Source organism: Pseudarthrobacter sp. L1SW, from assembly GCF_020809045.1.
Lineage (GTDB): Bacteria > Actinomycetota > Actinomycetes > Actinomycetales > Micrococcaceae > Arthrobacter.
On the sequence record NZ_CP078079.1, the window covers coordinates 2,168,453 to 2,187,737 of the forward strand.

Annotated in this window: 16 protein-coding genes; 5 read left to right on the forward strand and 11 right to left on the reverse strand. The window is 66.0% G+C overall.

Translation table 11 applies throughout. From position 1 onward, the window contains the following. Window positions 1-45 precede the first annotated feature (45 nt). Together KTR40_RS09920 and KTR40_RS09925 are read left to right on the forward strand one after the other, a co-directional pair. Window positions 46-1,614 (forward strand): DUF349 domain-containing protein, encoded by a 1,569-nt coding sequence (locus KTR40_RS09920; protein WP_228403527.1) that lies wholly within the window; start codon window positions 46-48, stop codon window positions 1,612-1,614. A 95-nt stretch (window positions 1,615-1,709) separates the two neighbouring features. Further along, window positions 1,710-2,438, forward strand: a complete 729-nt coding sequence (locus KTR40_RS09925) for a type IV toxin-antitoxin system AbiEi family antitoxin (protein ID WP_228403528.1) — start codon at window positions 1,710-1,712, stop codon at window positions 2,436-2,438. Here KTR40_RS09925 and KTR40_RS09930 read toward each other — a convergent pair. From KTR40_RS09930 to pdxT, 9 genes are all read right to left on the reverse strand, one after another. After that, complete coding sequence (locus KTR40_RS09930; RefSeq protein ID WP_139029312.1) at window positions 2,319-4,712, reverse strand: bifunctional (p)ppGpp synthetase/guanosine-3',5'-bis(diphosphate) 3'-pyrophosphohydrolase; 2,394 nt, start codon at window positions 4,710-4,712, stop codon at window positions 2,319-2,321. The two genes, KTR40_RS09925 and KTR40_RS09930, sit on opposite strands and share 120 nt — an antisense overlap. A 133-nt stretch (window positions 4,713-4,845) precedes the next feature. Continuing rightward, window positions 4,846-5,859 (reverse strand): protein translocase subunit SecF, encoded by a 1,014-nt coding sequence (gene secF, locus KTR40_RS09935; protein ID WP_139029313.1) that lies wholly within the window; start codon window positions 5,857-5,859, stop codon window positions 4,846-4,848. Continuing rightward, the gene (gene secD / locus KTR40_RS09940; RefSeq protein ID WP_139029314.1) at window positions 5,859-7,616 is read right to left on the reverse strand and encodes a protein translocase subunit SecD; all 1,758 of its coding nucleotides are present in this window, start codon (window positions 7,614-7,616) and stop codon (window positions 5,859-5,861) included. Before secD ends, secF begins: the two co-directional genes overlap by 1 nt. Before the next feature lie 100 nt (window positions 7,617-7,716). Continuing rightward, entirely contained in the window at window positions 7,717-8,118 is a 402-nt protein-coding gene (gene yajC / locus KTR40_RS09945) for a preprotein translocase subunit YajC (RefSeq protein WP_139029317.1), read from the reverse strand. A gap of 211 nt (window positions 8,119-8,329) precedes the next feature. Continuing rightward, a complete protein-coding gene (ruvB, locus tag KTR40_RS09950) occupies window positions 8,330-9,415 on the reverse strand; it encodes a Holliday junction branch migration DNA helicase RuvB (RefSeq protein WP_228403529.1) in 1,086 nt (361 codons plus the stop codon). Then, window positions 9,408-10,052 carry a Holliday junction branch migration protein RuvA gene (gene ruvA / locus KTR40_RS09955; protein ID WP_139029321.1) on the reverse strand — a complete coding sequence of 215 codons (645 nt, stop codon included), beginning with the start codon at window positions 10,050-10,052 and terminating at the stop codon, window positions 9,408-9,410. Before ruvA ends, ruvB begins: the two co-directional genes overlap by 8 nt. Window positions 10,053-10,151: 99 nt before the next feature. After that, window positions 10,152-10,730, reverse strand: coding sequence for a crossover junction endodeoxyribonuclease RuvC (gene ruvC / locus KTR40_RS09960; RefSeq protein WP_139029323.1), 579 nt, complete (start codon window positions 10,728-10,730; stop codon window positions 10,152-10,154). A gap of 31 nt (window positions 10,731-10,761) precedes the next feature. Further along, window positions 10,762-11,517 (reverse strand): YebC/PmpR family DNA-binding transcriptional regulator, encoded by a 756-nt coding sequence (locus KTR40_RS09965; protein WP_139029324.1) that lies wholly within the window; start codon window positions 11,515-11,517, stop codon window positions 10,762-10,764. Between the two features lie 4 nt (window positions 11,518-11,521). Then, a complete protein-coding gene (pdxT, locus tag KTR40_RS09970) occupies window positions 11,522-12,232 on the reverse strand; it encodes a pyridoxal 5'-phosphate synthase glutaminase subunit PdxT (protein WP_139029325.1) in 711 nt (236 codons plus the stop codon). A gap of 90 nt (window positions 12,233-12,322) precedes the next feature. Here pdxT and KTR40_RS09975 point away from each other — a divergent pair, with 90 nt between their 5' ends. Then, window positions 12,323-13,615 carry a Mur ligase family protein gene (locus KTR40_RS09975; protein ID WP_171058993.1) on the forward strand — a complete coding sequence of 431 codons (1,293 nt, stop codon included), beginning with the start codon at window positions 12,323-12,325 and terminating at the stop codon, window positions 13,613-13,615. Between the two features lie 80 nt (window positions 13,616-13,695). Beyond that, window positions 13,696-14,373, forward strand: a complete 678-nt coding sequence (locus KTR40_RS09980) for a type 1 glutamine amidotransferase (protein WP_240793687.1) — start codon at window positions 13,696-13,698, stop codon at window positions 14,371-14,373. A gap of 38 nt (window positions 14,374-14,411) precedes the next feature. On the opposite strand, the gene KTR40_RS09985 is transcribed toward KTR40_RS09980, so the two are convergent. Together KTR40_RS09985 and KTR40_RS09990 are read right to left on the reverse strand one after the other, a co-directional pair. After that, on the reverse strand, window positions 14,412-15,776 hold the full coding sequence (locus tag KTR40_RS09985) for a hypothetical protein (protein WP_139029331.1): 1,365 nt from the start codon (window positions 15,774-15,776) through the stop codon (window positions 14,412-14,414). A gap of 3 nt (window positions 15,777-15,779) precedes the next feature. After that, a complete protein-coding gene (locus tag KTR40_RS09990; protein WP_228403530.1) occupies window positions 15,780-17,084 on the reverse strand; it encodes a CapA family protein in 1,305 nt (434 codons plus the stop codon). Between the two features lie 75 nt (window positions 17,085-17,159). On the opposite strand from KTR40_RS09990, the gene KTR40_RS09995 reads away from it, so the two are divergent. Next, window positions 17,160-19,172, forward strand: coding sequence for a M3 family metallopeptidase (locus KTR40_RS09995; protein WP_228403531.1), 2,013 nt, complete (start codon window positions 17,160-17,162; stop codon window positions 19,170-19,172). Window positions 19,173-19,285 lie beyond the last annotated feature (113 nt).

Genomic DNA, 19,285 nt, shown 5'->3' on the forward strand with positions numbered 1-19,285 from the left:
GGTGCAGTACGTGAGTATTTCCCTCCAAGCGAAAGACTTTTAGCGGTGACAGACAGTCAGAAATCCGACGAAACAGCAACAGACCTGACCGAAGCGGCGGCCCCCGGGGCTTCCGGTGAGGCCCCTGAAGCGGCCGGCACCCCCGCTGCGGATGCAAGCGATACCGGGGCTGCTGCAGAAGAACCAGCCGCCGGCCAGGCTCCGGCGGGCGAAACGCCGGCCGAAGCTGCTCCCGCCCCTGCACCTGCGCCTGCCCCCTCGCCCCGGTCAGCAGCGCCGTCTCCGGCCGCTTTCGCTTCCCGTCCCAAGCCTGCCGCCGCGGCCCCGGCTGCAGCCGCGGTACCGGCCGCACCGGCCACCTCCCTGGCGGAGGCCTCAAAGTGGGGCCGGGTTGAAGGGGACGGACACGTCTTCCTGACCATTGACGGCAGCGAGCACGCCGTTGGACAGTACCCCGGCGTAAGCGACGACGAAGCCCTCGCCTACTTCGCCCGGAAATACGACGACGTGGCAGCGCAGATCGTGCTGCTTGAACAGCGCGTCACGTCCAAGGCCCCCAGCACCGATATGCAGAAGACCGTGACGCACCTGCGGGAGCAGCTTGCGGAGCGCAACATGGTGGGCGACCTGCGTTCTGCGGAGGCCCGGCTGGACAAGCTCTCCGAGCAGATCGTTGAGCTGGAGAAAGCAGAGAAGGCCGAGCACGACGCCGTCCGCGCGTCTGAGCTCGCGGCCCGCGAGGCGATCGTTGCGGAGGCCGAGCAGATCTCCGGCCAGGATCCGGCACAGACGCAGTGGAAGACCTCCAGCGCCAGGATGAACGAACTTTTTGAGACCTGGAAGGCAGCCCAGAAGAGCGGCATTCGCCTGGGCCGCAGCAACGAGGACGCATTGTGGAAGAGGTTCCGCGCCGCCCGCACGGTTTTCGACCGGCACCGCCGCGCCTACTTCTCCCAGCTGGACAGCAACAATTCCGCTGCCAAGTCGGCCAAGGAAAAGCTGATCGCTGAAGCCGAAGCGCTGTCCAGCTCCACCGACTGGGGTTTCGCCGCCGGCGAGTACCGTCGGCTGATGGATCAGTGGAAGGCATCGCCACGCGCCAGCCGTAAGGACGACGACGCGCTGTGGGCCCGTTTCCGCGCGGCGCAGGATGTATTCTTCACGAACCGCCAGGCCGCCAACGATGAAATCGACCAGGAATACGCCGCCAACCTCACCGTCAAGGAAGCGCTCCTGGCAGAGGCCAACGCCATCCTTCCGGTGAAGGACCTTGCGGCGGCCAAGAAGGCACTCCAGTCCGTCCGCGACCGCTGGGAAGAAGCGGGCAAGGTTCCACGCGCCGATATGGGACGCATTGAAGCCGGGCTGCGCAAGGTTGAGGACGCCGTCCGCCACGCCGAGGAAGAACAGTGGCAGCGCTCCAACCCGGAACGGAAGGCCCGCACCAACAGCGCCCTTTCCCAGCTGGAATCGGCGATCGCCGGCCTGCAGGAGGATCTCGCCAAGGCAGAGAAGACCGGCGACCAGCGCAAGATCAAGGCTGCCCAGGAAGCCCTCGAAGCACGCCAGGCCTGGCTGGACCAGATCCAGCGCTCGGCCAGCGAGCTTTCCTGATCCACCCTCGCTGACGCAGCAGGCCCGGTACCGGTTATCCACATAACCGGAACCGGGCCTGTGCCTGTTAACGGCTGCCGGTGCAGGATGGACGAATGGCGATTCCACCGGCCGCTCCGGGCCCCGATCATGCAACTGCGGCGGACGCTTTGGCGCCCCGTTTTCCGGAACTCTATTCCCCGGACATGCCCTTCGCCTGGCCCGAGCTGCAATCCCTCGCGGCGGATGGACTGCTGGACAGGATCCACCACCGCGGCTACACGCTTCCAGGGCTCCCTGCCTCTCCACAACTGCGGGCGCGGGCGGCGGCAGGGGCGGTGCCCGCTTCGGTCCGCCAAAGGGTGGTCGCGGGCCGGATGACGGCCGCTTGGATCTATGGCTGCGCCGGCGAGCCGGACAGGCTGGCGCTCCTTGTGGATGCCAAGCGGAGGGTTTCCAGCCTGCGGACCACCAGGGGGTGCACCCTGCACGAAGTGAGGCTCGGGCCGTTCGATGTTGTCAGCCTCGGCGGCCTGATGGTCTCAAGCCCTATGCGGACCGCCCTGGACATCGCCCTGCACGTGGACGCCGAGCGCGCCTTGCCCACCCTGGCAAGACTGCTGGCGCGTCCGCAGAACGACGTCCGCCTGCGCCTGCTGGTCCTTGCCATAGAAGCCACGCCGCGGGTGCCCCATAAGAAGGCTGCCCTGGAAAAACTCGCTGCCCTAGCTCCGGCGCTTGTTTCCAGTGGTCCGGTAGACGTCGAACACCCCGTCAATCCTGCGGACGGCGCTCAGGACGTGGCTCAAGTACTTGGGGTCGCCCATCTCAAAGGCAAACCTTGAGATGGCCACCCTGTCCGTGGACGTGTGCACACTGGCTGCCAGGATGTTCACGTGGTTCTCGGACAGGACCCGGGTGACGTCGGACAGGAGGGACTTGCGGTCCAGTGCCTCCACCTGGATCTCCACCAGGAAGACGCTGGACTGTGTCGGCGCCCAGTCCACGTCCACAATCCTGTCCGGCTGGTCCTTCAAGTCCGAGATGTTGGTGCAGTCGGTCCTGTGGACTGAGACGCCCGAGCCCCTTGTTACGAAGCCCAGGATGGGATCCGGCGGGACCGGTGTGCAGCAGCGGGCCAGCTTCACCCAGACATCGCCTACGCCGCGGACCACCACGCCCGAATCGGAGAAACGGGCTTTGGTGACCTGGGTTGGGATGCTGACTTCGGCAATGTCGTCGTCGGCGGTTTCATTGCCGCCGAGACTTTCGACCAGCTTCTCCATGACCGACTGCGCGGACGTATGGCCGTCCCCGACGCCGGCGTACAGGCCGGAGATATCAACGTACTTGAATTCCTCCGCCACCGCGGCGAGGGCCTCGTGGGTCATCAGCCGCTGCAGGGGAAGGTTCTGCTTGCGCATTGCACGGGTCAGCAGTTCCTTACCGCGGTCGATGGCTTCTTCGCGGCGCTCCTTGCTGAACCACTGGCGGATCTTGTTCCGTGCCCTGGCGCTCTTGACGAAATGCTGCCAGTCCTGGCTCGGCCCCGCCCCCTCGGCCTTGGAGGTGAAGATCTCAACCCAGTCGCCGTGGTTCAGTTCGCTGTTGAGCGGTACCAGTTTGCCGTTGACCCGGGCACCGATGGTCCGGTGGCCCACCTCGGTGTGCACGGCGTAGGCGAAGTCCACGGGGGTGGAGCCTGCGGGCAAAGCCATGACCTCGCCCTTGGGGGTGAAGACAAAGACCTCGCGGGCGTTGATCTCGAAGCGTAGCGAATCCAGGAACTCACCGGGATCGGAGGTTTCCTGCTGCCAGTCCACCAGGGAACGCAGCCAGCCCATGTCCCCGTCGCGTGGGCTTCCCGGGCCAACGGCCGTGCGGTTGGGCTGGTCCTTGTACTTCCAGTGCGCGGCGACGCCATACTCGGCCCGGCGGTGCATTTCATGCGTGCGGATCTGGATTTCCACCGGTTTGCCGCCAGGCCCGATCACCGTGGTGTGGAGCGACTGGTACATGTTGAACTTGGGCATCGCGATGTAGTCCTTGAACCTGCCGGGCAGCGGGTTCCAACGGGCGTGCATGGTGCCAAGGGCTGCATAACAGTCCCTGACGGAGTCCACCAGCACCCGCACACCCATGAGGTCGTTGATGTCGTCGAAGTCCTTATCGCGGACGATCATCTTCTGGTAGATGGAGTAATAGTGCTTGGGGCGGCCCGTGATGGTGGCCTTGATCTTGGCCGTGCGCAGGTCTTCGGTGATTTGGTCCCGGATGACGCTCAGGCTCTTCTCCCGCTCGGGGGTCCGGTCCCCCACCATGCGGACAATTTCTTCGTACACCTTGGGGTACAGCGCGGCGAAGGAAAGATCCTCCAGTTCCCACTTGATGGTGTTCATGCCCAGCCGGTGCGCAAGCGGGGCAAAAATTTCCAGGGTCTCGCGGGCCTTGCGGGCTGAGGACTCGGCGGACACGAAGCGCCAGGTCCGGGCGTTGTGCAGCCGGTCAGCCAATTTGATCATCAGCACGCGGATGTCCTTGGCCATCGCAACAACCATCTTGCGGACGGTCTCGGACTGTGCTGCCTCGCCGAAGCTGACTTTGTCCAGCTTCGTCACGCCGTCAACCAGCATGGCCACCTCCGGACCGAAGTCCCGCTTGAGGTCGGCCAGCGTGTAGGGGGTGTCCTCCACCGTGTCATGCAGCAGGGCGGCGGCAAGGGTTGTGCCGCTCAGGCCCAGTTCGGCAAGGATGGTGGCCACGGCCACAGGATGGGTGATGTACGGATCGCCACTTTTGCGCTTCTGCCCGCGGTGGCTCTGCTCAGCGACGTCGAACGCCCGCTGGATGAGTTCGAAGTCCTCTTTCGGGTTGTTGGCCCGGACGGTCCTGAGCAGCGGCTCAAGAATGGGAGAGTACGTGGCCGTGCTGCGACCGGTCAGCCGGGCGAGCCTGGAGCGGGTGCGCTCCCTGCGGCCTGGGAATGTGGGACGGGACCCGGAGTTGTCGACCGGAACGAGCGGCCCGGGGCGCGCGGAGGCGGCCACCCCGGTCTGCGTACCGTGGGCGGGACTATTGTCTCCTTGTGCCGTTGGCGCCGACGCCGAACGTTCTTCCAATGACGTACCCCTCACCACCGTTTTAATTACTTCAGTCTATTCCCCGCGGCGGTGAGTTTTATAACCGGACCCTTAAACGCGGACGGGCCGGACACTGCCGGGATTCTGGCGGTGTCCGGCCCGTGCTGAATGCTCAAGCCTGGGCAGGCTCCGCCGCGGCGTGCCGCTCGGCGGTGGCGCGCCTCTGCTCAACGCGCTTTGCCTGCCTGACGAGGTCCGGCTCGTTCTGGCGCAGCCACGCGTACATGGGGGCCGCCACGAAAATGGTGGCCGCCGTGCCGATGAGGATTCCGACGAACAGCGCCAAGGAAAGGTCGCGCAAGGTACCGGCGCCCAGCAGTCCGGCACCAATGAAGAGGATGGCCCCCACCGGCAGGATCGCCACCATCATGGTGTTGATGGAGCGGACCAGGGTCTGGTTGACGGCGAGGTTGACCTCTTCGGCGAACGTCCGGCGGGTGGAGGCATCCAGGTCCGCGGTGTTCTCGCGGATCTTGTCGAACACCACCACAGTGTCGTAGAGGGAGTAGCTGAGGACGGTCAGGAAGCCGATGATGGCCGAGGGTGTGACCTCGAAGTCGCTGAGGGCATAGACACCGGCGGTGATGAACATCGTCACTGCCATGCCCGCTATTGCCGAGAGCGACATCTTCCACGTGCGGAAGTACAGGGCCATCAGCACGGCGGCGAGGAGCACGAAGACCACCAGGCCAATGAGTGCCTGCTTGGTGACATCGGCGCCCCAGGTGGGACCGACGAACGTGGAGGTCACCTCATTGTCGGTGACGCCGTACGCCCCGGTGAGCCCCTCCTTGATGCGCAGCGTCTCATCATCGGTGAGTTTGTCCGTCTGGATCCGCATGGTGGTGCCAGCCACGTTCGCCACCCGGGGAACGCTGCCCGGAACCACATCGGTGACGGCCTGCTCCCCCACGCCGGCATCCGTGGTTTGCACGTTGGAGACCGTGAATTCGGATCCGCCGCGGAACTCGATGCCAAGGTTGAAACCGCCCTTGGCCACCGGAATTAGGATGGACAGGGCAACGGCCACCGCCGCAATGATGAACCAGATTTTCTTGGCACCGACGAAGTTGTAGGAGCGTTTGCCGGTGTAAAGCTCGTTGCCGAAGTTGGCGAAGCCTGACATTACTTGTTCTCCTTCGCTGAGGACTTCGAGGAGCCCGCAAGCTGCTCCTGCTTCTCCGCCAGGCGGCGTTCCGCAATGGTCATCCTGCGCTCGGCTTCTGCTGCGGCGCCGGCGTTCTTGGCACGGACCGCGGACGGTTTGGCGTCCGGAGTGCGGATGCGTCCGGCACCCCGGTAAAGCGGGACGGCGCCCAGGCGCTTCGGGTCGAGTCCGGACAGCCGGTGGCCCTCGCCGAAGAACCTTGTGCGGGCCAGGAGCTGGAGCGTGGGGTGGGTGAACATGAACACCACAATGAGGTCGGCGATGGCGGTCAGGCCCAGGGTGAAGGCAAAGCCGCGGACGTTGCCCACGGCCACGAAGTACAGGACCAGGGCGGCCAGCAGGTTGACGGCCTTCGAGGCCAGGACCGTCCGCTTGGCGCGCTTCCAGCCGTTTTCGACGGCGGAGACCAGGCCGCGGCCTTCACGGAGCTCATCGCGGATCCGCTCGAAGTAGACGATGAAGGAGTCCGCCGTCTGGCCGATGGCCACAATGATGCCCGCGACGCCCGCGAGGGACAGGCGGTAGTTCTCCGTCCATCCCAGGATGGCGATGGCGAGGTAGGTAAGGATCCCGGCCACCACCAGTGACGCGATGGTCACAAAGCCGAGCGCCCGGTACTGGAACAGGGAATAGACCACCACCAGCAGGAGGCCGATGAGGCCCGCGAGGAGGCCCATCCGCAGCTGTTCCCCGCCGAGGGTGGCGGAAATCTGCTGCTCGCTTTGGATTTCGAAACTGATGGGCAGTGCACCGAACCGGAGCTGGTCGGACAGGGCCTTTGCGCTCTGCTCGGTAAACCCGCCGGTGATCTGGGGACGGCCGTCGGTGATGACAGCGAGGGACCGGGGTGCGGAAATGACCTGGTCATCGAGCACAATGGCGAACTGCGCCTTGGGGTCGTTGCCTGCGTCACCGCCGGCGGCCACGTAGAACTGGTTCAGGCGTTCGGTGACCTCCTTGAACTTCGCAGTCCCCTCGTCGTCGAACTGGATGTTGACAGCCCAGTCATTGGTGACGGCGCCCTGTGCCCCCTGCTGGAGCTGGAACGAGGACGTGACGATGTTGCTGCCCTTGACCTCCACCGGGCCCAGGATGTACTTGATGGCAGGGGTGGTGTCCGTGGCAGGCTCGCATGTCACCAGCGGCTTGGCCGGGTCCGAGCGTTCCTGCTTGTCCTGGGCCGGGTTGTCGCAGTCCAGGGTTTCGAACTGGCGGTAGACCTCGGGGGTGATCCAGTTCGTGTCGCTGCTGTTGGCGGGTTCCGCCGTCGGCTTTGGCAACTGGTCCTCAGGCGCCCGCTGCTCCTCCGGTACCGGCGCACCTGCTCCGGCGAGCAGGACGGGACGGAAGTTCATGTCGGCGGAGGCCTGGATCAGGTCGCGGGTCTGGGTGGAGGGGGTGCCGGGCAGGCTGACCACCACGTTGCGCCCGGACTGGGTGCTGATCTCGGCCTCTGCAACACCTGAACCGTCAACACGCTGGCGGATGATCGCCACGGCCTGGTTGAGCTGTTCCTCGTTGATGTCCGAGCCGCCCTCTACCTTCGGCGCCAGGATCATCTGGGTGCCGCCTTCGAGGTCCAGGGCCAGTTTGGGTGCCCAGCTTGCCTGTCCGGCAAGGGTGCCCCCAGCCAGGACGGCAGTGAGGGCGGCGAGGATTACACCGAGCCAGACCAGGACCCTGAGGCCTGGTTTCTTGGGGCCAGTTCGTGCCATTGTCGATCTTTCTCTTATTCACGGAGGAACCGCCGGTGCCTGCCCATGCTTGCACCGGCGGTGGTCCGCAGCGGTAGAGGTTGTCAGGAAGCAGCGGGGACTAACTGTCCTTCTTGCCCTCGTCGTTGAGGCGCTGCGGTGCTTCGTCAGGTGTTTCCGCTGTTGCAGCCGTGCTGCCGCCTTCGGACGCCGTCAGCGAGGAGGCATCATCCGGCACGGCCGGTGAAGCAACTTCGGGCTCGGCTGCTGCTGCGGGTTCCACGATCTTGGTGACGGCCTGGCGGTGCACGGTGGCGAGGTTGCCCGGTGACAGTTCCAGGGTGACCTTGTTTTCCTCGTCGTCGATGGCAACGATGCGGCCGAACAGGCCGAAACTGGTCATGACGTCCACGCCCGGGCCGAATTTCGACTGGAGCTCCGCCTGCTGCTGCTGCGTCTTCTTGTTGCGGCGGAACATCATGAAGATGAATACGCCGAGCATGACGAACAGGAGAATTGACATTGGATCCAAGGGGAATTCCGTCCTTTATTTACATAGCTGATTTTCCAGCACCATCGGCTTCGCTCCGGCCGGGGCAGAACGGTCAGGCAGGCAGAGAGCCTGTCGGGTTCCTTCCCCAGCGACGCAGGAGGCCGGTGGCCGCCCACGAAACAAAGACCCGAACGTGCCGAGCGTCATACCAGTCTAAAGGGAAAAGCTGAACGCAGCCTGCCTATTGGTTCTCCGGGACCCAGCCGCCCGCGGGTTCCGTGTCCGCGGCCGGCTCGAACAGGTCCAGCTGCTCCTGCGCGAAGACTCCCGACGGGATGGCATAGCCGAGGTGCGTCCATGCGGGAGCCATGGCTATCCTGCCCCGGGGCGTGCGGCCCAGGAGCCCTTCCCGCACCAGGAAGGGCTCCGCCACCGTTTCCACGGTCTCGGTTTCTTCGCCGACGGCGATCGCCAGCGTGGACAGCCCCACGGGACCGCCGCCGAACTTGGTGATGAGTGCTTCAAGGACGGCGCGGTCCAGCCTGTCAAGGCCCTTCTTGTCCACCTCGTACATGTCCAGGGCTGCGGATGCCGCCCGCGCGTCAATCTGGTCAATGCCGTGCACCAGGGCCCAGTCCCGGACACGCCGCAGCAGCCGGTTCGCGATACGGGGGGTGCCGCGGGAGCGTCCCGCGATTTCGCTGAAACCGGCGGAGTTGACCTTGAGGTCCAGCAGGCCGGCAGAGCGGCGCAGCACCAGTTCGAGCTCCGGGACGGAGTAGAACTCCAGGTGGCCGGTGAACCCGAACCGGTCCCGAAGGGGCCCGGGCAGCAGGCCGGCCCGGGTGGTGGCGCCCACCAGGGTGAAGGGCGGCAGTTCGAGCGGAATCGCGGTTGCGCCCGCCCCCTTGCCCACCACGATGTCCACCCGGAAGTCCTCCATGGCCATATAGAGCATTTCCTCGGCCGGCCGGGACATCCGGTGGATCTCATCCAGGAACAGCACCTCGCCCTCCGAGAGGGAGGAGAGGATGGCTGCGAGGTCCCCGGCATGCTGGATGGCGGGACCGCTGCTGATCCGCAGCGGCGCACTCATTTCCGACGCGACGATCATGGCCAGGGTTGTCTTACCGAGTCCGGGCGGGCCGGAAAAGAGCACATGGTCCGCGCTGCGCCCGCGCATCCGGGATGCCTGGAGCACCAGGGACAACTGCTTGCGGACCCGGTGCTGGCCAACAAAGTCGTCCAGGTTCTTGGGCCGGAGCGCCGCCTCGATGGCGCGTTCCTCCGGCTCCTCCCCCGCGGCCACCAGTGACGGTTCAGCCACGGCTGCCTACGCGGTTTCCGGCCCGGGCGCCGTCCTGGCCCAGCCAGCGGAGCGTGGTCCGCAGGATCTCAGGCACGTTGCCGCGGAAGGAGACCTCGGGGTCATCCGCCAGGGCCTTGTCGATGCTGGACGACGCGTCCTTTTCAGACCAGCCCAGGCTGGTCATGGCCGCCACCACCTGCGGCTTCCAGGCGGCTTCTGCAGCTGTAGGCGCACCGGCAGTGCCTGCCGTACCGTGCGGCACCAGTTTGCCCGCAAGTTCGAGCACGATCCGCCCGGCCACTTTGGGACCAATGCCGGGCACCTTGGTGAAGGTCTTGCTGTCCCCGGTGTGGGCGGCCACCCGGATGGCCTCCGGCTCGTGCACCGCCAGGACAGCCAGGGCCAGCCGGGGGCCGACCCCGCTCACGCTGAGGAGGACATCGAAAACTTCACGCTCGTCGTCGGACGCGAAACCGAAGAGGGTGAGCGAATCCTCCCGCACAATCAGCGAGGTGAAGAGCTGGCCCTCTTCCCCCGTGCGCAGCCGGCTCAGGGTCTGGGGGGTGGCGTTGACGCTCATGCCCGCACCGTTGAGGTCAATGACAGCCGTGGAGAGACCCACGTGCGCTACCGTCCCGCGTAGGAAACTGATCAAGGCCGGGCTCCTGGTGTTTTGCCGGGGTTGCCACCCGGGAGGGAGCAGGACCGGCTATCCGAACATATCTACGAATACCTTAGCAAGGTGCCAGGACAATCAGCGTGCGCGGCGCGCCTTCGCTTCTGCCTCCGCCCAGGCCCGCTGGGCGGGAGTCAGGGATGAACTGCCGGGCCCGGTGGTCGCCACGGCTGCCCCACTGCCGGCCCGCCAGGCGTGGGTGATGGCCAGCGCCAGTGCGTCGGCAGCATCGGCAGGCCGTGGCGGCGCATCCAGGCGCAGGATCTTGGTGACCAGCTTGGTCACGGCATCCTTGTTGGAGGAACCGCTGCCGGTAACCGCCGCCTTGACCTCCGACGGCGTATGCAGCGCCACCGGGATCCCGCGCCGGGCGGCGGCGGCGATCACCACGCCGGATGCCTGGGCCACGCCCATCACCGTGCTGACGTTCAGTTGGGAGAAGACGCGCTCGACGGCGAGGACCGCGGGTTCGTAGCGGTCCAGCCACTCGTCGATCGAGGAGGCGATGACCAGGAGCCGCTGGTCGAGGGTTTCGTCGGGCGAGGTGCCCACCACCCCCACGGCAACCATGGTGGCCCGCCGGTTCCGTTCCACGTCCACCACGCCGATCCCGCAGCGTGTCAGGCCCGGGTCCACCCCGAGGACGCGCAGCGTCACGGGTGGAAGGGTGCGGCGGGCGGGCGGAAGGTCACTCAGATTCCAGGGCGGCCTGGACGTCGTCGCTGAGGTCGGCGTTGCTGTAGACGTTCTGGACGTCGTCGAGGTCCTCCAGCGCGTCAACAAGCTTCATGAACTTCCTGGCAGCTTCCAGGTCCAGCGGAACTTCCATGGACGGAACGAACTCAGCCTCATCGGTGTCGTACTCGATGCCGGCCTCCTTCAGGGCATCACGGACGGCCTGGAGGTCCTTGGGGTCCGAATGGATCTCGAAGGTTTCGCCGTTGTCCTTGACTTCCTCGGCCCCGGCGTCCAGGACCGCCATCAGGACGTCGTCCTCGGTCAGGTCCTTCTTAGGGAGGGTGACCACGCCCTTGCGGCTGAACAGGTAGCTCACGGAGCCGGGATCGGCGATGGTGCCGCCGTTGCGGGAGATGGCGAGGCGGACCTCGGAGGCGGCACGGTTCTTGTTGTCCGTGAGGCATTCGATCAGCAGGGCGGAACCCTGCGGCCCGCGGCATTCGTACATGATCTCGGTGTAGTCCACTACTTCACCGGTGAGCCCGGCGCCGCGCTTGATGGCGCGGTCGATGTTGTCTGCCGGGACAGACGTCTTCTTGGCTTTGGTGACGGCGAGTTCCAGGCCCGGGTTGCCGGAAAGGTCCGGCCCGCCCATGCGTGCAGCAACTTCAATGTTCTTGATCAGCTTGGCAAACGACTTGGCGCGGCGGCTATCGAGGATGGCCTTCTTGTGCTTGGTCGTTGCCCATTTGGAGTGGCCTGACATGCTTTTACGCTTCTCCTCTGATCATGCGGATAAAAAGTTCGTGTACGCGTTTCTCGCCAGTCACTTCCGGGTGGAAGGAGGTGGCCAGCAACTGGCCGGAACGCACTGCAACAATTCTAGCCGTCCCGGGCAGCGGGACCGCGTGGGACGCGTGTTCCGGGTCGGCCGGCTCAACCTGGGCAAGGATTTCGACGCCGGGGCCCACCCTCTCCACCCAGGGCCCCCGGATGAACACGGCATGGACGGGCGGCACGCCGTCTTCCGTTGCGCTGAACTCCAGTCCCTTGAACTCAAGGTCCGTCTCGAAGGACTCCCGCTGCCGGCCGAAGGCGTTGCGGCGGACGGTGATGTCCAGGCCGCCGAAGGTCTGCTGCGGAGCCCCGGCCAGGTCCGTGGCGGGATCGGCGATGTCGGAGGCCAGCAGGATCATGCCGGCGCAGGAGCCGTAGACAGGCAGGCCCCCGGCGATCCGTTCCTTGAGCGGCTCCGCCAGGTCGAAGGCACGGGCCAGCTTGTCGATGGCGGTGGATTCACCGCCCGGAATGACCAGCCCGTCCAGCCCGTCCAACTCCTCCGGGCGGCGGATGCCAACGGCCTGGGCGCCCGTCAGTTCGATCGCGCGGAGGTGCTCGCGGAAGTCGCCCTGGAGCGCCAGCACACCGATTCGAAGGCCGGCGCCCGGGCACGCAGGATCAGCTGAAAGGGAATTTGCCATCCAACCAGCATAAGCGCCCGCGCCGTTCCGCCTGCCTCACGGCGGGCCCGGGCGGGAGGTCGCATGCCGTTGCTGGGATATATTCAAAACATGCTCTCCTTCAGTGTTCCGCTCGGCAAGCTGGTCCGCCGCGTGTCCCGGCTCCGGGGCGGCGGGTCCGCCCTGCCCGGGCTGGTGGTTGAAAAAATCGACCCCGGCTTCATGCGGCGGACGCTCACCACGCTCCCCCACGGCGTCGCCGTTGTCAGCGGCACCAACGGCAAGACAACCACCACCAAAATGGTGGTTGAGCTGCTGGAAAGCCAGGGCCTGAAGGTCTTCACCAACCGCACGGGCAGCAACTTCACCCGCGGTGTGGCCGCAGCCCTGCTGGGCGAGGTGGACTGGCGCGGCCGGCTCGACGCCGACGTCGCGGTCCTGGAACTGGATGAAGCCCACGCCGTGCACTTCGTGAACAGCGTGCCGCCCCGCTACTGCCTCCTGCTGAACGTCCTCCGGGACCAGCTGGACCGCTTCGGCGAGATCGACAAGACCGCCCAGCTGCTGCAGCACATCGCCGCCAAGACCACCGGAACCGTAGTGCTCAACCGGGAGGACCCCAGGGTTGCCCGGATCGCGGAGACCCTCACCGGCCAGGACGTCAAGTATTTCGGGCTGGACGATTCGCTCCTGAGCACCTTCCCAAACGACGATGACATGCGCGCTGCTCCCGGAAGTCCCGCTCCGGCGGGCCTGCCGGAGAAGCCTGCTGCCGACGTCGTACTCCGCAAAGTGGGCACGGACACGGCCGAATTCGAGTACGACGGCGTCACCGTCACCACGGGCATGAAGCTTCGGGGTGTCTACAACATCTTTAACGCGGCCGCTGCGCTGGCGCTGGCGCGGAGCATCTGCGGCAGCGGCGCCGCCGCCGCCAACCACGAAACCCTGCTGGAGGCGCTGTCCCACGTGGCACCGGCGTTCGGACGCGGGGAAAGCCTGACCGTGGACGGCCAGCCCCTGGACCTGGTCCTGGTCAAGAACCCGAGCGGGTTCCGGCTCGGCCTGAAGTCCTTCCCCGCCGGCGGCTACGCCACCATGATCGCCATCAACGACAACTATGCCGACGGCCGGGACATGTCCTGGCTGTGGGACGTGGAATTCGATTCCCTGCGCGAAGGCGGCGTGGACCAGCTGACCGGGTCCCGGGCCTATGACATGGCCCTCCGGCTGCAGTATGACGAGGTCCCCATCGGCAGTGTGCAGACGGACATCGCGCCGGCCCTCTCCGCCTTCATCCGGGAAGCCCAGGGAAAGCCCAAGCGTATCTTCTGCACGTACACCGCCATGCTTGCCATCCGCCGTGAACTGTCCAAAATCACCACTGTGGAGGTTGTCTCTTGAGCCAGGCAGACGCGGATCACGCACGGGAGAACCCTGACAGCAAAGGCACCATCCGCGTGGTGCAGCTCTACCCGCGGGACATGAACATCTACGGCGACTGGGGCAACGCCCTGGTCCTCAAGCGCCGGATCAGCTGGCACGGCTACACTCCGGAGCTGGTCGAGTACAACGTGGGTGACCCCTTCCCGGACGGCGTGGATATCATCGTTGGCGGCGGCGGGCAGGACAGCGGCCAGCTGGTCATCCAGGACGACCTGCAGGCGCGGGCCGGAATGCTGAAGGACCTGGCTGAGGACGGTGCACCGATGCTGGTGATCTGCGGGCTCTACCAGCTTTTCGGCAAGTTCTTCAAGACCCGGACCGGAGCCGTGATTCCCGGCATCGGCGTCCTGGACGTGGAAACCCACGGCACGGACGAGCGCCTGATCGGCAACGTCAAGGTGTCCACGCCGGAGTTCGGCGAAGTGCTGGGCTACGAAAACCACAGCGGGCAGACCACGCTGGGCAGCGGAGTCCGTCCGTTGGGCACCGTGGCCAAGGGCACCGGAAACAACAGCAATGACGGCCACGAGGGCGCCCGCTACCGCAACATCGTGGCCAGCTACCTGCACGGGTCCCTGCTGCCCAAAAACCCTGCCATCGCGGACTTCCTGATTCGAACCGCCGCTGAACGCAAGTTCGGCACGTTCGTCCCGGGCCACCCTGACGACCACTACGCGGAACTCGCCAGGGAACACGCGGCGCGGCGGCCGCGCTAAGCGCACCGGCGTTCACGCCGAACCGCGGCCCGGTGCCCTCAACGCCAGTGGAAGTACTCGCGGTGGATGTTGGCGGCACGCACGCCTGCGGCCCGGAACGCCCGCCGGAATTGGCGGAGCATCCGGTCCGGGCCGCCCATGAAGACCGATACGCCGGCCGGGTCGCCGCCCGCGGTGTCCAGCACCTGCTGCGGAGTCAGGCGGCTGCCTGCCTGGGTGTCGATGAGATGGACGGTCAGTCCTGGTTGCTGTGCGGCGATGGTTTCGATCTCGTCAGTAAACGGCGACCGGCCAGCCGATGTGACGAAGAGGTGGACCGTTTCCTGGAGTTCCCCGTCGAGGGAGCGAAGCCAGCTGAGGAATGGCGTGATGCCCACGCCGGCAGCAATCCACACCTGGCGCGGCGTGCCGGCCAGCCGGTCGAACCCGCCGTAAGGCCCGCTGACCACTGCGGGCATGCCCGGCTCCACCAGATCGGGAAGCTTGGCGGTGTGGTCACCGAGTGCTTTCACTGTGATGCGGATGCCTTGGTCCGCCGGTGATCCCGAGATGGAGAACGGATGCCGCTGCCAGCCCTCCTTTGTCTCCAGGTAGATCATGGCAAACTGGCCCGCCCTGAAATCCAGCTGCTTCCCCAGGGGCTTGAGATGCACGTCCACCAGTCCTGGTGCTACGGTCCGGACCTCGTCCACTTGGTAGTCGTGATGCGGCAGGAAGTACCGTGCCACCAGCTCCCGGTAGGCGTAGAACCCCAGCCCCACGCCGCCAACCACCACGTAAGTCCAGCGCAGCACCGGTTCGGAATCGAAGATGGTGGCATCCAGGAGTCCGTGGAAGAAGCCTGCGGCAACAAATAGGCCGGTCAACCGGTGGAATCCCCGCCATCGTTCGTAGCCGCCGAGGACACGGGTGACCATTTTCACCGGCCAGGAATCACGTAGATGAAGTACCGGACCATGCATGGCAGCCGGAAGAAGGGTACGCCACCTCGGCAGCATGGCCCACGCCACCAAAGCCGCCAGCCCCACAGCGCCGGGCACCGCCATCGCCTTGCCCAGGTCGGTTGCCTGCGGATTGGAGGCAAGTTCCACATGCGGCAGCAATAGCAGTGTCCCAGTAATGGCGAGGCGGCGGTGCCAGATGGCGGCGTAATCAATACCGCCGAAAATCTGCTCGACCTGCGGGAGGGTGCTGATGAGGACGAGGGCGAGGGACATCAGCAGGATTGACTCTCCGCCCGAAAGTTGACCGAGGTGGCGTACCACTGGCTCCCCTTGCGGCCGCATCAGGAGCCACAGTGCCCCAAAAGCGACAGTGAGGGCGCCGATCGCCAGAGGGCCTATCAGCCGGAAGGGTACGCCCAGGACTGCCTGGCGCTTCTGCCGTCGTTCCATGTCTGCCATCTGTCACCGTTCCTTCGTGATGAGCAGTTCATGCGCGCCACCGGCCGCAGCGCCCCTTGACTCCACGACGCCAAGTGTCCGCTGCCTGGTGGCGGCGTCGGCTTCCGGCCCGGCGCAGGGGCCCTTCGGCGCATCCGCGGCCACTGAACACCAGCGGTAGGGATCACGGACCATCACCGATGGGGCCCACGCCAGGTCCGTGGTGGACCACCTGCCGGACGCCTCCTGGCCGAACTGCACCCGAACGAGCAGGCCCTCATTGTTGACCACGTACCACGGGGAAAGTTCCGTGATGCCGTTGCCCAGCCCGTAGGCGATCCAGGTGCCCTTGTAGTTTTCGATCGGCTGCACGGCATGCGCGTGGTGCCCATAGACCAGGTTGAACTGGCCGCTGTCCGCCAGGGCGTGCGCCACCTCTTGCTGCTGGGCGTTGGGCTCGCTGGAGTATTCGTCCCCCGCGTGCATGGCCGCCAGCACGATGTCCGCTCCCTCCGCCCGCGCTTTCTCCGCCTTGGCGATCATGGCGGGCGCGTCCAGCGTGTCCACCTGCCAAGGGTGGTCCGGAACCAAGCCGTTCAGCCCGTAGGTTGCCTGGACGACGGCGATCTTCGCGGCCGCAGTCTGCATGACGAGGATCCCCTGGGACTCGGTTTCTGTCCGGTAGGACCCCGTGTGCTTGAGGCCGGCGGCGTCCAGCGTGTCCAGGGTGCGCAGCAGTCCATCAGTACCGCGGTCGATCGTGTGGTTGCTGCCCGTGGTGCAGGCCTGGTATCCCACCACCTTTGCGGCGGTGATGATCTGCGGCGGAACGTTGAAGGAGGGATAGGCCGAGAACGGGCCGTCCGGACCGGCCACGGGGGTTTCCAGGTGGCAGATGGCAAGGTCGCTGTTGTTGATGTACCTGCGCTGGCCTTCCAGGAGCGGAACGAAGTCCATCCCCGGCTTGCCCGCGGCCGCCGCGTCCTGCTGTGCCTGCTGCCACAGCTGCGCGTGAACCAGCATGTCGCCGGTGACCAGGACGGACGTGCAGCGGAGCACGGGGCAGGCCGGCCCCTTCCCGGGGGTGGGGGTGGGCGTTGGCGTGGGCTGCGGAGTTGAAGTTGCGGCGGCTGCAGGGACCGAGCTGCTGTCGCCGCCCGTGCCAGGAAGCGCCCCGGTTGAAGCGGAGCTTCCTGGCCGGGCCGTGGATCCGTCCTGCTCCGCCACCAGGCCGCAGCCCGCCACGGCGCCGAACAGTAACAGTGCAACCGCCAAGGCCGAAGCGCAGGCGCGGATACGCACCGGCCCCCTGCCGGACATGGTCCCCATAGTTGCCATTCTAGGGATGGGGGCGTGGCGTGGCGCACATTGAGAAGCGTGGCCTGCTGTGAAAGGTTTTAGTTCATGACCAACCCCCTCCTGGCGCCGAGTCCCCTGCCGTACGGACTCCCGCCTTTCGCCGAGATCCAACCCGCCCATTACCAGGAAGCCATCGAAGCGGGCCTCGCCGGGCACCTGGCCGAAATCCAGGCCATCGTGGACAACCCCGATCCCGCCACCTTCGAGAACACGGCCCTGGCGATGGAGCGCTCCGGCCGGCTGCTGGAGAGGGCGGCAGCCTCCTTTTTCACACTTGTCTCAGCCGATGCCTCTGACGTGATTCGGGACCTCGAGACGAAACTCTCCCCACTCTTCTCCGCACACCAGGACGAGGTGTACCTGAACCGGGCATTGTTTGAGCGTTTCGCCGCGATTGACACTGCGGGGTGCGACGCCGAGTCCGTGCGCCTCGTGGAGGAGTACCTCAAGGAGTTCCGGCAGTCCGGCATCCAGCTTGACGGCCCGGGCCAGGACAGGCTCCGCGCCATCAATGCCGAACTCTCACGGCTGGGCACGGAGTTCGGCCAGCGGGTCAAGGAAGGCATGAAGTCTGCGGCCCTCCTGCTGGACCACGCCGGCGACCTCGCGGGCCTGCCGGCTGATGACATTGCCAGCGCCGCGGAGGCTGCCCGCGCGGCCGGTCATGAAGGGAAGTTCCTGCTGACGCTGATCCAGCCCAGCAACCAGCCAGCCCTGGCCGCCCTCGAAAACCGCGACATCCGCCGTCGGCTCTTCGAAGCCTCCGTAGCCCGGGGCAGCAGCGGCGGCAGCCTTGACGTGCTCGGACTCGCCACCTCCATGGCAGGACTTCGCGCCGAGAAGGCGTCGCTGCTCGGCTTTGCCAATTACGCCGAGCTGGTGGTGGACCGCCAGACTGCTCCGGACTTCGAATCTGTCCAGTCCATGCTTAGCCGCATGGCGCCGGCAGCAGTGCGGAACGCAGACGCAGAGGCGGCGGCGCTGGCCGAGGCTGCTGGCCATCCGCTGGAGGCCTGGGACTGGGCCTTCTACTCGGCCAGGGTCCGCCGCGAGAAGTACGCGGTGGACGAACAGGAGCTGCGACCCTATTTTGAACTTGACCGGGTCCTGGCCGACGGGGTCTTCTTCGCCGCCACATCCCTGTACGGCATTACCTTCCACGAGCGGAAGGACCTGTCCGGCTACCACCCCGATGTGCGCGTGTGGGAGGTCCGCGGCGAGGACGGGGAGGGACTGGGGCTGTTCCTGGGTGACTACTACACACGCGAGTCCAAGCGTGGCGGCGCCTGGATGAATTCACTGGTTGAGCAGGCGGGACTGCTGGGAACCAGGCCGGTTGTCATCAACAACCTGAACATCTCCAAGCCGCCGGCAGGCGAACCGACCCTGCTGACCCTGGATGAGCTGCGGACCACGTTCCACGAATTTGGCCATGCCCTGCACGGGCTCTTTTCCAACGTTACGTACCCGCGCTTTTCCGGCACGGCGGTGCCCCGCGACTTTGTGGAATACCCGTCCCAGGTCAACGAGATGTGGATCATGTGGCCCGCGGTACTGGCCAACTATGCCCGCCACCACGCCACCGGCGAACCCCTTCCGGCAGGTGTCGTTGAAAAGCTGAACGAATCCCGGCTGTGGGGCGAAGGCTTCGCCACCACCGAGTACTTGGGCGCTGCCTTATTGGACCTGGCCTGGCATGTCCTCGCGGCCGGCGATGTTCCCGACGACGCCGCGGCTTTCGAGGACAAGGCGCTCGCTGCCGCCGGCATCGCCCACGCCTTGATTCCGCCGCGCTACCGGACGGGCTACTTCCAGCACGTCTTCGCAGGCGCAGGGTACGCGGCGGGCTACTACTCGTACATCTGGAGCGAGGTCCTGGACGCCGAGACCGTCGACTGGTTCACCGAAAACGGCGGCCTCACCCGCGCCAACGGCCAGCGTTTCCGCGAGGAGCTGCTGTCACGGGGAAACAGCCGTGACCCGCTGGAATCCTTCCGCACCCTCCGCGGCCGCGACGCCCGGCTCGAGCCCCTCCTCAAGCGCCGCGGCCTCGAGTAACGTACCGGCTCCCAACTGGGTAGCGCCAAGTGTCGTTCTGAGCCCTCAAAACGACACTTAGCGCTACTCAGTTGGGTTAAATGGACGACGCCGGTCCCCCACCAGAGAAAGGT